Genomic DNA, 14935 nt, shown 5'->3' on the forward strand with positions numbered 1-14935 from the left:
CCCGGTTGCCCGGGCCGTTCATCATCCACATCCAGCGCAGCCGCTTACTCGATCGGCTGATCCAGCATAAGCTGGCGGGCGAAGCGCACCGGCGGTGCGCCGTAGGACAGCATCTGGTCGTGGTAGGCCTTCAGGTTGAACTTGTCGCCCAGCTTGTCCTGCATCGCCTTGCGGGTGTCGAAGTGCTCCTGCGCGCCCACGAAGTAGGTCGGCAGCTGCGCCGAGGTCAGCTGCGCGCGCACCCACTTGCCGGCCGCTTCGCTCTCCTGCTGGAACGCGTCGTGGGTCATCAGGTGCATCGCCTTCTCGCGATCCCAGTTGTCCACGTGCACGCCCTGGTCGAGGATGGCGTTGGAGATCGTGCGCAGGTAGAACTTCAGCTGCACCAGGTGGAACAGCGGATCGTTGTCGAGGTAACCCTGCTCCTGCATCATGCGCTCGGTGTAGACCGCCCAGCCTTCGGCGAACAGGCCCGACCGCAGTACTGCGCGCAGGGTGGAGGGGAACTTGGCCGAATGCCAGCCTTCCAGGTAATGGCCCGGCGTGCCCTCATGGATGCTCAGCAGGTGGATCATGCGCGAGTTGTACTCACGCAGGAAGGAATCGACCTGCTTGTCGTTCCAGTCGTCGGGAATCGGCGACACCGCGTAGAAGGTCTTCAGGTTCTTGTCCAGCGGGCCCGGCGAATCGCAGTAGGCCACGGCCACGCCACGCTGGAATTCCGGCATCAGGATGATGTCCACCGGCGCATCCGGCAGCGTCATCAGGTCGTGCTCGCGCACGAACGCGGTGGACTGGTCCAGCGCGGCCTTGGCGTCGTCGACCACCTTGTCACGTGCCGGCTTGTCGGCGTAGGCCAGTTCCAGCGCGGCCTCGATGGCCTTCTGCTGCTGCTCGTCGGTCGGCTGCGCCGGCATCTCCGGCGCGCCCGGCTTGTCCTTCAGCACCGTCTGCGCGATGCCGTACATGTCTTCGCGCACGCGCTTGAGCTCGGCACGCGCGCGCTCACCGATCTCCTGCCGCGACAGCGAAGAACTGAGGGCGAACTTGAGCTTCTGGTCGTACTTCTCCGCACCGATGCGGAAATCACCCTTCGCGTTCGGCACGAGGGTCTTGTCCAGCCAGGTCTGCTGCTCGTCCACGGCCTTCTTCAGGCCATCGATGGCGGCCTGCAGGCGCTGCTGGTCGGCCTGCGGCAGTTCGCCGATATGCGGGGTGATGAAGGTATCGACGATGCTGAGAATGCCCTTGTTCTGCTTGGCCACCGTCTCGGCATGGATCTTCGGCACACGCGCCGGATCGAGGTTCTCGCGGGCCTGGGCGAAGATCGCCGGCAGCTTTTCCATGCGCGCGGTGGCCGACTTCAGCCGTTCCGGCAGCGGCGCGAACTCGCGTGCCATCAGGCCGTAGATCGCGCTGCCGGCGATGCCGTTGTACAGCTGCGGATCCCACTTGCCGGACTGCAGCACTTCGGCGTTCCAGATTTCCGACTGCAGCTGGTTGCGCAGGATGGCGGCATCGACCTGGTTCTCCCGGCCCAGCTTGGCCACGTCGATCCTGTCCAGCTCGCCCAGCAATGCCTTGTAGGCGGCGACAGTCTTCTGCTGGCCGGCCGCACTCAGGTCGTCGATCTCGCTGTCGTAGCGGTGGTCGCCGATCTGGGTGGCGCTGACCGGGGACAACTGCATCCAGGTGTCCAGGGCGCGCTTGGACAGTTCGGCAAAGGCCGCATCGGCTGCCGCGTCACCGGCCTGCTGGCTGGCGGCGGAGGTGGAACCGGCGGTCGGGGCGTCGGCCTGCTGGCAGCCGGCGAGGGCGGCGACCAGGGCGAGGGCAAGAAGATGCGGGCGCATCGGCATTCCTGTACGGGGTCAAACCCCGAGCATAGGCCGCCAGGGCTGCTTTGTCCCCGTGCCATAGGATTACCATTGGCACCTACACGGACCCGCCAGCGGAGAAAAGGACATGGAATACCAGGGAAGCTGCCATTGCGGCAGGATCGCATTCACGGTGCAGGCCGAGGCCCCGATCAGCGACGTCATCGACTGCAACTGCTCGATGTGCCGCCGCCGCGGCAGCCTGCTGTGGTTTGCGCCGCGCGAGGCATTCCAGCTGCAGACCGATCCAGCCGATGTGGCCACCTACCAGTTCAACAGGCACCACATCGATCACCACCATTGCCGCGAGTGCGGCACTGCACCGTACAGCGAGGCCGTGGATCCGCGCAGCGGTGCGGCCATGGTGGCGGTCAACGTACGCTGCCTGCCGCAGGTCGACCTGGCCGGCCTGTCGGTGACCTCCTACGACGGAGCCGCAGCGTGACGGTCCGGTATGGATGGGTGGGCGCATTGACCGTGCCCGCACTCGTGCTGGCCCTGGCGGCCTGCGCGAAGGTGGAGCACGCGGCCGGTGGCGGTGGTGCCGCAGCCGAAGCCGAAGCCGAAGCCGTAGCGTCGCCCGAAGGCGCCTTCCTGGCCTATGAACACGACGTGCAGGTGCAGCTGGACGCGGAAACGATCGCGCCGCGCATCCAGCAGGTCGCGCAGGCCTGCCAGAGTGCGAAGTTCGGTGACTGTGCGGTGCTGCAGGTGGACCAGCGCAGTGGCGATTCACCCAGCGGCGAGGTCCGGGTGCGCATCGCGCCGAAGGGCGTGGAGCCCCTGATCGGCCTGGCGGGCGAGGGCGGCTCACTGCAGTCGCGCACCACCCGCGCCGAGGATCTTGCACAGCAGGTGGCCGATACCGCGTTGACCAAGGCACGGTTGGAGAAGGAACACGCACGCCTGCTCGCCTACCAGGACCGTGGCGGTCTGAAGATCGAGGATCTGCTGGCGATCAGCACGCGCCTGTCGGAGATCGAGGCGGGGGTGGAGCAGGCCAGCAAGGACGCCGCGCAGCAGCGTCGCCGCATCGATACGCAGCTGCTGACGCTGCACTTCGGTACCACCTCCGGCGAGCGCGGCCGCAGCGAGATCGGCGATGCGCTGAGCGAGTCTGGCAGCATCCTCAGTACCAGTATCGCCTTCCTGATCCGTGCGGCGGCTGCATTGCTGCCGGTCGCGGTACTGGCATTGATCGCAGGATGGGGCGTGAGGGCGGGGTTGCGTCGCCGCCGTCGGACGCCGTAACGCGCGGGTTCGCCGGGCCACGCCCGGCGATGCTCAGCCTTCGTCGGTCTCGTATTCGACGAACACGTCCAGCTCCAGCGCAAGCTCCTGCACCGCGTCACGAACCTTCTGCGCGGTGCTTTCGTTGCCCACCTCCACCTCCAGTTCGTGGATGCCCGGACCGATGTCATCGGACAGTCCTGCCGAACTGGAGTCATCGTCGTCCATGTGTGGCATCAGATCGTCGGTTTCCTCGACATGTTCGATGCCTTCCAGGCCCAGCAGCAGGTCGCTGATCGCACGGGCGTCGTCTTCGGTTCCAGTAATGCGCATTCGCAGCAGGGCCATGGCAGATGCAGGTCGTTGTGGAGGTATCCGCAGCGTAGCCAGCGATGGGCAAAGACCGGGTGAGGGCCTGGTCAGCCGGGCGTGGGCGCGCGGCCGAGCAGACTGTCGGGCAGTGCCGGGATCGGTGTGCGGTCGTCCTGTGCCTGGGCCAGCAGCCAATCGATGAACAGGCGTGCGGCAGGGCTGGGCGGCTGGCCTTCGGCATGCACCACGTAATACGCATAGCGGGCCTTCAGGGCGGGCCCAGGCAGCCGCACCACCTCGTAGCGCTGCAGGTAGGGTTGGGCGATGTGGGTGCGCGCCAGCACCGCGCCCATGCCATACACCGCGGCCCGCATCGCATCGGTGCTGTCGGCGAAGGTGTGCATCGGCGGCAGCGGCGAGGGCGGACGTACGCCCGCATGGCGGAACCAGTCGCGCCAGCCCTGCGGCGAGAGATCGGTCAGCAGCGGCAGCTCGGCGATGCGCGCCGGATCGTGCAGGGCTTCCACGCCCGGCAGCGCCGGCGAGGCGACCGGGAACAGGCTGTCGTCCATCAGGTGTTGCGCGTGCAGCCCCGGCCACTGGCCCAGGCCATAGCGGATGCCCACCTCCGGTCCGTTGTCGTCGTAGCGGTCAAGGCCGCTGCCGGTGTGCAATTCCACCCGGATGTGCGGATGCGCCTGGGTGAAGCGCGGCAGGCGTGGCAGCAGCCAGCAGTACGACAGCGAGCGCAGGGTGGTGATGCGCAGCGGCACGCTGTCCGCATCCGGATGCAGATTGTGGGCGACGGCGGCGACATCGGTGAACGCCGCACTGGCGGCGTCGGCCAGCTGCCGGCCTTCGGCGGTCAGCCGCACGCCGCGGGCATGGCGCAGGAACAGGCGGGTTTCCAGCACCTCTTCCAGGCGGCGGACATGGTGGCTGACCGCGCTGGCGGTCAGGTGCAGTTCCTGCGCGGCCTGGGCGAAGTTCTGGTGGCGCGCGGCGACCGCGAACACGGCCAGGGCAGGGAGCAGGGAAGGGCGTAGCTGCATGTCCAGCCTCAAACCATATTTGGGGCTGGCAGCGATACTACGCGCTTGTGCGGCGGGCGTCTGCGTCTGATCCTGTTGCACCAACCGAGGAGTGGATGATGGACGGAGGCAGGGCATGAATGCGGTCCCACAGGCGGCCGAGCGCGACTGGCGCACACCGCTGGAGTTGACCCTGCTGGGCGCCATCTGGGGGTGCTCGTTCCTGTTCATGCGGGTGGCGGTGCCATCGTTCGGCCCGTTCGCCCTGGTCGAGGTGCGTCTGCTGCTGGGGGCACTGGTACTGCTGCCGTTCCTGTGGCGCGCGCGGGCGCAGTTCCCGCCGCGGCGCTGGCTGTGGCTGGCGCCGATCGGCCTGGTCAACTCGGCGTTGCCGTTCGTGCTGTTCGCCTACGCCGCCGAGCACGCACCGGCGGCGATCGGTGCGATCTGCAATGCGGTGACGGTCCTGTTCGCCGCGCTCATCGCCTTCCTGTTCTTCGGCGAGAAGATCGGTGTGCGTCGCGCGGGTGCGTTGCTGGTCGGCTTTGCCGGCGTGGTGGTGCTGGCGACGGCCAAGGTCTCGGGCCTGGGCATCGGCACGGCCGTGCTGGCCGGCGCCGCGGCATCGCTGCTGTACGGACTGGGGGTGAACCTGGTGAAGCGGCACATGGCGGGCCTGCCGTCTGCTGCCGCGGCGGCGGCGACGCTGTCCTGCGCCTCGCTGTGGATGCTGCCGATGGCGGTGAGCCATTGGCCGCAGGCCGCGATTCCGCTCAAGGCGTGGGGCGCGGCGATTGCCTTGGGCGTGGCCTGCACCGGGCTGGCGTTCCTGATGTTCTACCGTCTGATCGGCCGCATCGGCCCGTCCCGTGCATCCACGGTGACCTACCTGATTCCACTGTTCGGTGCGGCGTTCGCGTGGCTGTTCCTGGGTGAGCCGGTGACGCTGCAGATGCTGATTGCGGGTGCGTTGATTCTGGGTAGCGTGGCGGTGAGTCAGAAGGGCTGAGGCGTTGGCGTTTTGCGCGTGGCGCGTGCTGAAGGTGCTTCACTGTTCATGGGCGTTACTTTTCTTTTCGCGCGAAAAGAAAAGTAACCAAAAGAAACGCGCCGCCAAGCCGCGAGCCGCCGTGCTTCGCACGTCGGTCCCCTGCGCTTCTCGGTGAATCAGGGGACGGTGCCGAACTCGCTGCGCTCAGACATCGGCACCTCTCCGCCCCTGATTCCCCTGCGATGCTCGGCTCGCTCAAGGCGGACTGAAGATCAAGTTCAACGGCAACAGCAACAGCAACAGCAACAGCATCCACGCTTGACGTGGATCTGCTGGGTGCAGCTGTGGACTTTGATCTGGGTCCGCCTTGAGCGAGCCGAGCACCGCAGGTCCGGCGAGGGCGAAGAGGCGCGGGTGTCTGAGCGCAGCGAGTTCCCGCGCCGTCCCTCGACGGGCCGAGGAGCGCAGGGTACCGATGCGCAACGCGCATCGGCTCGCGGTCGGCGGAACGTTTCTTTTGGTTACTTTTCTTTGCGTACAAAGAAAAGTGACGCCCATGAACAGTGAAGCACCTTCAGCACGCGTCACGTGCAGGAACCCATCACCGCACCGGCACCGGAACATTGCACAGATCGATATGCCCGGCCGGACGCTTGTAGAAATCATCCACGCGATTGCGCCGCGCCTCCACCGTATCGGCGAAAGTCTTTGAATCAGTACGCAACACCTGGATCGGCGTGCGTTCGGCGGCCGTCACGTCGCTGGCACGGCGGATCGAAATGATCGGCGTGCGCAGTTTCGGGTCTTCATAGAAGCCCATCGGCGCCGGGCCGCGCGGGATCGCGCTGAGCAGTTCCATGCCCTTCAGGACGCGACCGACCAGGGTGATGTTGCGGTCCAGCTGACGTGGCGACTGCCCGGTCACCACGTACAGTTCGGCACCGATGCTGCTGTCCTCGTCGTTGTTGCGACCGGCCCCCAGCATGCCGTAGCAGTGCGCCAGCCAGGCCTTGCCGGCCTGCGGATCCTGTCCGACCGGGAAGCCATCGACGAAACCGGTCTGCGCCGCCCAGCCATCGCGGTCCGGCAGCACGCTCACCTTCAGGCCGGCGCTGGCACGCTCGAACTCGGCCGGCAGCTTGCGCGCGGCACTGCCGAACGGCCTGGCCCTGGCCGGGTCATCGGCGTCGGCATCGCCGAACTGCACCACGAAGTTGTCCTGGGAACGGTAGATGCTGGTGCCGTCCCAGAAGTGCTCGTGGGCGAACGTCTGGATGTTGGCGACATGGCGTGGTGCGAACTGGGGCGCCAGTTCGATGATCACCCGGCCGGCAGGCAGATCCATGTACAGCAGGTTGGCCGGGTCGGGGGTGCGCCAATCGCTGGCGGCCGAGGCGTCAAGGATCTGCTGCGGGCTGCGGTAGGGCGTCGCTGCGCTGGCCAGCGAGGGCAACAGGCAGGCCAGGGCGAGGGCGGTCAGGGCAAGGCGACGACGGTGCGGCATGGAAACCCCGGAACATGAACGAGCCCTCGATTCTGCGCGAGCCGCAGGGCCACGCCAACCGGCAGGATGACTAACGACACATTCGCTATACCGAACTTCGCACTACTGTGGACTTCAACGTAGTGGAGGGCCGGGCATGTCGGAAGACGACATCCACCTGAAGAAGTTCCAGAAGGAGCTCAGCGCCGGAACCGTGTCGCTGGCCCTGCTGGCGGTGCTGGCCCGTACCGGCGAGCCGCTGTACGGGTACCTCATCGCCAAGGAGCTGGAGCGCGTGGGCGAGGGCGTGCTGAGTGGCAAGCAGAGCGCGCTGTACCCGGTGCTGCGCAACCTGGAGAGCGGCGGCCTGCTGGAGAGCCATGTCGAGCCCTCCAGCAGCGGGCCGCCCCGGCGCTACTACCGCATCAATGACCGTGGCCGCGAAGTGCTGGCGCAGTGGCGCCAGGCCTGGCAGGCCACCCGTGATTCCGTCGATTCCGTGTTGGAGGGGGTACCGCAATGAACGACCCGAGGCTGGCAGGCCGCGCCCTGCCGACCACCATCCCGCAGTACCTGGCGCAACTGCGCGAGGCGCTGCAGGGCGCCGATCCGGCGATGGTGCAGGACGCGCTGTATGACGCCGAGGAATACCTGCGTTCCGAGCTGGCCGCCCAGCCCGGTCGCAGCGAGGCGGAGGTGATTGCCGATGTGGCCGGCAGCTACGGTGCGCCGGATGAAGTGGCGGAGATCTACCGCGAAACGGAAGTCACCGTGAACCGCGCATTGCGCACGCCGCGCGCCGACACCGCGCCGGTGCTGCGTGTGGCAGCCGAGGCCAGTGGTGTGGAACCGGCCGCGGCACCGCCGGTGCCGGTGCCGCGCTCGCTGCTGTCGCGCTTCTTTGGCGTGGTGGCCGATCCGCACACCTATGGCGCGCTGTTCTACATGCTGCTGTCGCTGGCCACCGGCATCTTCTTCTTCACCTGGGTGGTGACCGGCCTGTCGCTGTCGCTCGGCCTGCTGATCCTGATCATCGGCGTGCCGTTGACCGTGCTGTTCTTCGGTTCGGTGCGCGGGCTGGCACTGCTGGAGGGGCGCCTGGTCGAGGCGCTGCTGGGCGAGCGCATGCCGCGGCGGCCGCGCTACACCGACCGCAGCCGCAGCTGGCTGCAGCGTATCGGCGACATGTTCACGGACGGCCGCACCTGGCTGACGCTGTTGTACTTCGTGCTGATGCTGCCCTTGGGCATTGTCTACTTCACCATCGCGGTGACGCTGCTGTCGCTGTCGCTGGGACTGATCTGGGCGCCGGTGGCAGCGATCTTCAGCGGGGAAATCCCGGGCGTGTACGTTGATGGCGTGAACGTGCTGCCGATGGCTGCCTCGCCGCTGGTCGGGATCGTGGTCGCCGCGACGGGTGCCCTGCTGCTGCTGCTGACGCTGCACCTGGCACGCGGCATCGGCAAGCTGCATGGCCTGATCGCCAAGAACCTGCTGGTGCGCCTGTAAGCGACGAGGGGTCGGATCCCTGTTCGCAGAACAGGGCTCTGACTCCGTTCGAGCGGGGTGCCGGGGTCAGAGCCCTTTCTGTTGGAAAGGGATCCGACCCCCGGCGCAGGGTCAGCCCGCCTTGCGGCGCAGCGGGGTGACGTTGCTCTTCTTCTTCGCTTTTGCCGCTGGCGCTTCTGCGTGCGCTGCGAAGAAGTCGCGTACCTTCGGGTACACCACCTCGCGCCAGCGGCGGCCGCTGAAGATGCCGTAATGGCCGGCACCTTCGACGATGAAATGCTCGCGGCGCTCGGCCGGGATGCCCGTACACAGCGCCTGCGCAGCTTCGGTCTGGCCGAGGCCCGCGATATCGTCCAGTTCGCCTTCGATGCTCAGCAGCGCGGTATCGCGGATCGCCGAAGGGTCGACCTTTTCGCCGTTGACCACCCACTCTCCGCGCGGCAGCAGGAAGTCCTGGAAGACCACGCGGATGGTGTCCAGGTAGTACCTGGCAGGCATGTCCAGCACCGCGTTGTACTCATCATAGAAGCGGCGGTGCGCATCGGCGTCTTCCAGATCGCCCTTGACCAGGTCGGCGTAGAAGTCCCAGTGCGAGCTGAAATGGCGGCTGGGATTCATCGACAGGAAACCGGCGTGCTGCAGGAAACCCGGGTACACGCGACGGCCTGCACCGGGGTAGCCGGCCGGCACGCTGTGGATGACGTTGTTCTCGAACCAGGACAGCGGGTTCTGGGTCGCCAGATTGTTCACCGCGGTGGGGCTGCAGCGTGCGTCGATCGGACCGCCCATCATCACCAGCGTGCGCGGGGTGGGCTCGCCACGGCTGGCCATCAGTGACACCGCAGCCAGCACCGGTACAGTCGGCTGGCACACGCTGACCACGTGCAGGCGCTCGACGCCAAGGTGGCGGATGAACTCCTGGATGTAGGCGATGTAGTCGTCCAGGCCGAAATCACCTTCGCTGGCCGCAACCATGCGCGCATCGACCCAGTCGGTGACATAGACACGATGGTCGCGCAGCAGCGTGCGCACGGTATCGCGCAGCAGCGTGGCGTGATGGCCGGACAGCGGCGCCACCACCAGCACGAAGGGCTGGTTGAGCATGGTGTGCAGCTGGTCGGCTTCGTTGCTGTGACGCTTGAAGCGCAGCAGCTTGCAGAACGGCTTGCTCACTTCCTCGTGCACGACGATCGGCACGCGCTCGCCTTCGACCTCGATTTCGTTGATGCCCCACTCGGGCTTCTCGTAATCCTTGCCGATGCGATGGAACAGTTCGTTGACCGCCGCCAGGCGTTCGGCACCCGGCATCTGCGACCACCAGTGGCCGGGATTGGCGAAGAACTTGGCGTTGGCCTGGGCCTGGTGCACCCAGGGGGCGAGCAGGTTGCGGGTCAGTTCGTGCAGTTGATAGAGCATGACGACCGAATATGTATGGTCATATGTTGCCGCGCAGCATATCCCATCCGGGTGTCCCGCAGGTTAAGTTGGCTGAAAATAATGAATCCGGATTCACATCCGTTCCAGCGCGGCCGCATCGCCTGCCAGGGCGGGGCCGAGCCAGCAGTGCGACCCTGCCGGCTGCAGGCCGTGCCGGGCCAGCGTCCGGCGATACCAGGCTGCCGGGCGGGACTGGAAGCCCTCATGGTCGCCCTCGAACGCGTCCTCGGCGGCGAAGGTCTCCAGGAACGCGATGCCGCCGGTCAGCTCGGCCACACCTGCCAGGCCGGCGCGCAGCTCGCGGTCGGGCACGTAGTGCATCACGTCCGAGCAGACCAGCAGGTCCACCGGCGCGCACGGCCGCAGCCAGGCGAAGTCGCCGAAGCGGGCCAGATGCAGGTTGCGGGTCCGGCCATAGCGACGCACAGCGTACTCGCTGCTGTCGAAGCCCAGATACTCGACCTTCGGACGCAGTTTCCGCAACGGCGCGCGCCAGGCCCCCTCGCCGCAGCCGATGTCCAGCACGCTGCGGATCGGCCGCTCCAGGTAGTACTCGGCAGTGGCCACCGCCACTGCCACCTTGCGGGCGAGGCGGGCGCTGCCGCCGATGTCGGCCTGGCGGTACCAGCGCTGGAAGTAGGCGGCGTCGTAGGTCTTGTCCACGCAGAAGGAGGTTTCGTTGAAAACGGCGCCTATCGTACGGCGTTGCCGCTCGCCATGCGTCGATCGGTCGCGCCGACCGCAGCCGGTACACCCGCACGCCATGCGAGAATGGCCGCCACCTACGCCAGCCGCTGGAGCGAGCGCATGCAGAGCTACTACTGGGTCAAGACCTTCCACATCGTGTTCGTGGTGGCGTGGATGGCGACGGTGTTCTATCTGCCGCGCATCCTGGTGAACCTGGCCGAGGCGGCGGGACAACCCGCAGTGGTCGAGCGCCTGCAGCTGATGGGCCTGCGTCTGTACCGTTTCGGCCACTCGATGTTCGGCCTGGCCTTCGTCCTGGGACTGGTGTTGTGGCTGGGCTACCGGGTCATTCCGGACTTCCCGACGATGGTCGCGCCGGGCGGTGCCGGCTGGCTGCATGCCAAGCTCGGCCTGGTGGTGCTGCTGCTGGTCTACTTCGGCTGGACCGGCCGCCTGCTCAAGGGCGTCGCCAAGGGCCGGCCTCTGCCGTCCTCGCGCGCGCTGCGCTGGATCAACGAAATCCCGCTGCTGGCCTTCATTCCGATCGTCTGGCTGGTGCTGGCCAAACCCTTCTGAGCCGGCGCACATCGCGCACCTCCAGATGAATCGCCGCGTAACCTGACAAGCGGCGCGGCGCGCCTTGCAACAAATTGCATGGGCCCCGCCCGTGCGTCTCCAGATACTGCGCGCCTTCGACACAGCGGCTGCCTGCAGCAGTCCCGTCATCGCTCCGCGTGGGCATGGATGGGAATGCCAGGTACTGCACGCACGCTGTGCCGCTGACGTGCCCCCTCTGGAGATCCATCATGAAACATGCCCATCGTTCCGCCGCAGGCGGGCGTTCCCTTGCCCTGCGTCCGCTCTCGCAATGCCTGCTGCTGGCACTGGCCCTGCCGTTGGCCCAGCACGCGTTGGCCGGCAACCTCAACGGCGAGGACCACGAGGTGGTACAGGGTGACCCTACCGAAGCATGGCGGGCGAACAATGGCTCCACTCTTACGGTGTCCAACGCCAGCACCTACGGCATCCAGGTGTTCTATGGCTCCAATGCCTTCCTCACGAGTGCGGATGTGCTGGTCCGCAATGCCCGTGAGAACATTCACGTGCAGTCCGGCTCCCGGCTGGTCGCGCGGGACAGCCGTTTCGATCTGGGCATGACCCAGTTCAACGTTTCGATCGATTCGTCTGCCAGGCTCTACAACACGCAGATCAACTCTGTCGGTGGTGCCATCGCCTTGTACCCGGCAATCTACGGTGGACAGGGCGACGTGTACCTTCTGATGGACAACTCCCACCTGGCGGTGGCACACCGCGACAGCACTGCCTGGAACCACAACGTCGGTCTGAGTATGGGCGCGGGCAGGGCTGACATCGTCAACGGTTCGACGATCCGGGCCAGCCGCAACGGCGCCGTCATGTACTTCGAATATCGGGGTGCGGACAACCTGGTATTGAACGTCGACAATTCCACCCTGGAGTCGCAGACCGGCCCGGCGATCTGGGTCAATCCCGATGTCGACTGGGGCAGTCCCGATGCCGACGTCGACGGCGAATCCGCCGAGATCACCATCCGCAACGGTGCGCGCCTGATTGCCGGCGATGGCACGCTGTTGCTGGTCAAGCATGGCGAGGAGGGGCAGGTCGGCAACGTTGCTGTGCGCTTCAACGTGGAGAACGCGGCGCTGACCGGCGACATCATTGCCGATCGCACCTCCTACACGGGCCAGCTGGATGTCTCGCTGCGCAACCGCGCCACGCTGATCGGCCGCATCGTCGATGCGAGCTCGGTGGCGGTGGGGGAGCAGAGCACCTGGCAGCTGACCGGCGACAGCAGTGTCGGCCGTCTGCAGCTGGATGCGGGCAGCATGGTCAAGCTGGGCGACGGCGCGGGCGGCTTCAACACGCTGTCCCTGGACGAGTTCGTCGGTAACGGCGGCACGCTGGTATTCAACACGGTGCTTGGCGAGGACGACTCGCAGACCGACCGCCTGGTGATCGCCGGTGATGCGACCGGGCAGGCCAATGTGCGGGTGCTCAACGCCAGCGGCCAGGGCGCGCAGACCGACAAGGGCATCGAGCTGATCGAGATCAACGGCGCGTCCGACGCGCAGTTCGACCTGGTCGGCCGTGCGGTCGGCGGGCAGTACGAGTACTTCCTGTTCAAGGATGAGGCCGACGGCAACTGGTACCTGCGTTCGGAACTGCCGGTGACGCCGCCGGATCCCTGTGACCTGGATCCGTCGCTGCCCGACTGCGACCCGACCGGTCCGATCAATCCGGATCCGAAGCCGGTGCTGCGCCCGGAGACCGGCGCGTACCTGGCCAACCAGTACGCCGCAGGGCAGTTGTTCCGCCTGCAGCGCAGTGATCGCGACGGCAATGCGGCCGTTGCCGAGGGTGTGCACGGCTGGGCACGCGTGGACAGCCAGCAGGCGCGCCTGGGGGCCATGCAGGAGCAGCTGGATCTGCGCACGCAGCGCCATGTGGTGCAGGTGGGCGCAGACGTGGGGCTGTTCGATGAAGGGCGTGGCCGCCTGGGCGTGATGCTCGGTAGTGGGCGTGCTGACAGCACCAGCACCTCGGCGCTGACCGGCTTTGCGGCACGCGGCAAGGTCGCCGGCGTGGCCGCAGGGGTGTACGGCAGCTGGAACACTGGTCGTGCCTATGTGGACAGCTGGGTGCAGCACGGCCGCTTCAACAACCGGGTGGAAGGCGATGGCCTGGCCGCGGAGCGCTACGACAGCGACCTGTGGCAGGGTTCGCTGGAGGCGGGTTACCGCTTCGGCGTCGGCACGCTGGGCGACAGCAGGGTCAGCCTGCAGCCGGAGCTGCAGCTGGTCTACACCAACGTCAGCACGGATCGACATACCGAGCAGAACGGCACCGTGGTGCGTGGCCTGGGCGAAAGTGGCCTGTCCGGCCGCCTCGGCCTGCGCCTGGAAGCGGAATCGACCAGCACGCATGGCGCCGTGGTGACCCCGTACCTGACCGCCAACTGGTATCGCGACGCCCGCACGGGTGGCATGGCGTTCGATGACGTGGCCATGGACAGCGACGCGCCGCGCAACCGCTACGCGCTGGGTGCAGGCGCGCGGGTGGAATTCACCAAGGGCTGGACGGGCTGGGGCGGTCTGGACGTGAGCCGCGGTGACTCCGGCTACCGCGAAGTCAGCGCCACGCTGGGCATGTCCTACAACTGGTAAGCAGATCGGCGTACGGCGGGCCCGTACGCGCAGGAACAGGGACGTATCGCCACACGGATGTGGCACTGAAGCCGGGCATTGCCCGGCTTCAGGCGTTACCGTGCAGCGGAAGCAGCGATTACGCCGCCTCGTAGGTGCCGTAGCTGCGCAGGCGCTTGTAGCGCTGCTCCAGCAGTTCCCCGGTGGACAGCTTGTCCAGCGCGTCCAGCTCGTTCAGCAGCACGGCCTTCAGGCGCCGGGCCATCTGCGTCGGGTTGCGGTGGGCGCCGCCGGTCGGCTCGCGCACGACCTTGTCGACCAGGCCCAGGCTCTTCAGGCGCGGGGCGGTCAGGCCCAGCTGTTCGGCCGCGTCCTTGGCCTTGCCGGCGTCCTTCCACAGGATCGAGGCGCAGCCTTCCGGGGTAATGGTCGAATACACCGCGTACTCCAGCATCACGGTGCGGTCGCCCACGCCCAGTGCCAGCGCGCCGCCCGAGCCGCCTTCGCCGATCACGGTGCAGATCACCGGCACCTTCAGTTCGGCCATTTCCATCAGGTTGCGCGCGATCGCTTCGGACTGGCCGCGCGATTCGGCGTCGATGCCCGGCCAGGCGCCGGCGGTGTCGATCAGGGTCAGCACCGGCAGGCCGAAACGCTCGGCCATCTTCATCAGGCGCAGCGCCTTGCGGTAGCCCTCGGGCTTGGGCATGCCGAAGTTGCGCTTGATCTTCTCCTTGGTGTCGCGGCCCTTCTGGTGGCCGATGACCATCACCGCGCGGCCATTGATGCGGGCCAGGCCGCCCATGATGGCCTTGTCGTCGGCAAAGGCGCGATCACCGGCCAGTTCCTGGAACTCATCGAAGATGATGCGGATGTAATCGGCGGTGTAGGGCCGCGACGGGTGGCGGGCCAGCTGCAGCACCTGCCAGGAGGTCAGGTTGCGGAAGATCTGTGCGGTACGCATGCGCAGCTTGTCCTGCAGCGCGTGCACTTCGGCCTCGACATTGACCGCCGGACCGGCACTGGCGTTGCGCAGCTCCTGGATCTTCGCTTCCAGGTCGGCGATGGGTTGCTCGAAGTCGAGGTAGTTCGGATTCATCGGAAGCCGTCGTGTAAAGAAGGAGGAAAGTGTAGCCGAACCCGGTGAAATTCCCCGTACGCCCCTGTCTGGAGCGTACGGAGGGGCTGGCCGGCAG

Annotated in this window: 14 protein-coding genes; 7 read left to right on the forward strand and 7 right to left on the reverse strand. The window is 66.9% G+C overall.

All coding sequences use genetic code 11. The features are described 5' to 3' along the window. Positions 1-44 precede the first annotated feature (44 nt). Positions 45-1853: a DUF885 domain-containing protein gene (locus N8888_RS05705; protein ID WP_193395608.1), complete on the reverse strand. Its 1809-nt coding sequence runs from the start codon at positions 1851-1853 to the stop codon at positions 45-47. 112 nt (positions 1854-1965) lie between these two features. On the opposite strand from N8888_RS05705, the gene N8888_RS05710 reads away from it, so the two are divergent. Together N8888_RS05710 and N8888_RS05715 are read left to right on the forward strand one after the other, a co-directional pair. Beyond that, the gene (locus N8888_RS05710; protein ID WP_053518787.1) at positions 1966-2322 is read left to right on the forward strand and encodes a GFA family protein; all 357 of its coding nucleotides are present in this window, start codon (positions 1966-1968) and stop codon (positions 2320-2322) included. Further along, complete coding sequence (locus tag N8888_RS05715; RefSeq protein ID WP_263177855.1) at positions 2319-3128, forward strand: DUF4349 domain-containing protein; 810 nt, start codon at positions 2319-2321, stop codon at positions 3126-3128. The genes N8888_RS05710 and N8888_RS05715 overlap by 4 nt, the downstream gene beginning before the upstream one ends. Before the next feature lie 33 nt (positions 3129-3161). Here N8888_RS05715 and N8888_RS05720 read toward each other — a convergent pair whose 3' ends face one another. Continuing rightward, a complete protein-coding gene (locus tag N8888_RS05720) occupies positions 3162-3455 on the reverse strand; it encodes a hypothetical protein (RefSeq protein WP_053518791.1) in 294 nt (97 codons plus the stop codon). A 71-nt stretch (positions 3456-3526) separates the two neighbouring features. Beyond that, positions 3527-4471: a LysR substrate-binding domain-containing protein gene (locus tag N8888_RS05725; protein ID WP_053518793.1), complete on the reverse strand. Its 945-nt coding sequence runs from the start codon at positions 4469-4471 to the stop codon at positions 3527-3529. 115 nt (positions 4472-4586) lie between these two features. Here N8888_RS05725 and N8888_RS05730 point away from each other — a divergent pair, with 115 nt between their 5' ends. Then, entirely contained in the window at positions 4587-5459 is an 873-nt protein-coding gene (locus N8888_RS05730) for a DMT family transporter (RefSeq protein WP_263177856.1), read from the forward strand. 583 nt (positions 5460-6042) lie between these two features. Here the strand turns inward: N8888_RS05730 and N8888_RS05735 are convergent. Further along, entirely contained in the window at positions 6043-6945 is a 903-nt protein-coding gene (locus N8888_RS05735; RefSeq protein ID WP_263177857.1) for a peptidylprolyl isomerase, read from the reverse strand. 136 nt (positions 6946-7081) lie between these two features. Between N8888_RS05735 and N8888_RS05740 the strand changes: the two genes are divergently transcribed. Both N8888_RS05740 and N8888_RS05745 read left to right on the forward strand, forming a co-directional pair. Then, the gene (locus tag N8888_RS05740; protein ID WP_111185797.1) at positions 7082-7447 is read left to right on the forward strand and encodes a PadR family transcriptional regulator; all 366 of its coding nucleotides are present in this window, start codon (positions 7082-7084) and stop codon (positions 7445-7447) included. Then, positions 7444-8433 (forward strand): sensor domain-containing protein, encoded by a 990-nt coding sequence (locus N8888_RS05745; RefSeq protein WP_263177858.1) that lies wholly within the window; start codon positions 7444-7446, stop codon positions 8431-8433. The genes N8888_RS05740 and N8888_RS05745 overlap by 4 nt, the downstream gene beginning before the upstream one ends. 111 nt (positions 8434-8544) lie before the next feature. Here the strand turns inward: N8888_RS05745 and N8888_RS05750 are convergent, their stop codons facing one another. Both N8888_RS05750 and N8888_RS05755 read right to left on the reverse strand, forming a co-directional pair. Beyond that, complete coding sequence (locus N8888_RS05750; protein ID WP_053519900.1) at positions 8545-9849, reverse strand: polyhydroxyalkanoate depolymerase; 1305 nt, start codon at positions 9847-9849, stop codon at positions 8545-8547. Between the two features lie 93 nt (positions 9850-9942). Beyond that, positions 9943-10533, reverse strand: a complete 591-nt coding sequence (locus N8888_RS05755; protein ID WP_263177859.1) for a class I SAM-dependent DNA methyltransferase — start codon at positions 10531-10533, stop codon at positions 9943-9945. Positions 10534-10677: 144 nt separating this feature from the next. Here N8888_RS05755 and N8888_RS05760 point away from each other — a divergent pair, with 144 nt between their 5' ends. Both N8888_RS05760 and N8888_RS05765 read left to right on the forward strand, forming a co-directional pair. Beyond that, complete coding sequence (locus N8888_RS05760; protein WP_053519905.1) at positions 10678-11133, forward strand: CopD family protein; 456 nt, start codon at positions 10678-10680, stop codon at positions 11131-11133. Positions 11134-11363: 230 nt separating this feature from the next. Further along, positions 11364-13760, forward strand: a complete 2397-nt coding sequence (locus N8888_RS05765) for an autotransporter family protein (protein ID WP_262219284.1) — start codon at positions 11364-11366, stop codon at positions 13758-13760. A 118-nt stretch (positions 13761-13878) separates the two neighbouring features. Here N8888_RS05765 and N8888_RS05770 read toward each other — a convergent pair whose 3' ends face one another. Further along, complete coding sequence (locus tag N8888_RS05770; protein WP_053519898.1) at positions 13879-14838, reverse strand: acetyl-CoA carboxylase carboxyltransferase subunit alpha; 960 nt, start codon at positions 14836-14838, stop codon at positions 13879-13881. Positions 14839-14935 lie beyond the last annotated feature (97 nt).

The sequence above is a fragment of the Stenotrophomonas maltophilia genome (genome assembly GCF_025642255.1).
Classification (GTDB): domain Bacteria; phylum Pseudomonadota; class Gammaproteobacteria; order Xanthomonadales; family Xanthomonadaceae; genus Stenotrophomonas; species Stenotrophomonas maltophilia_P.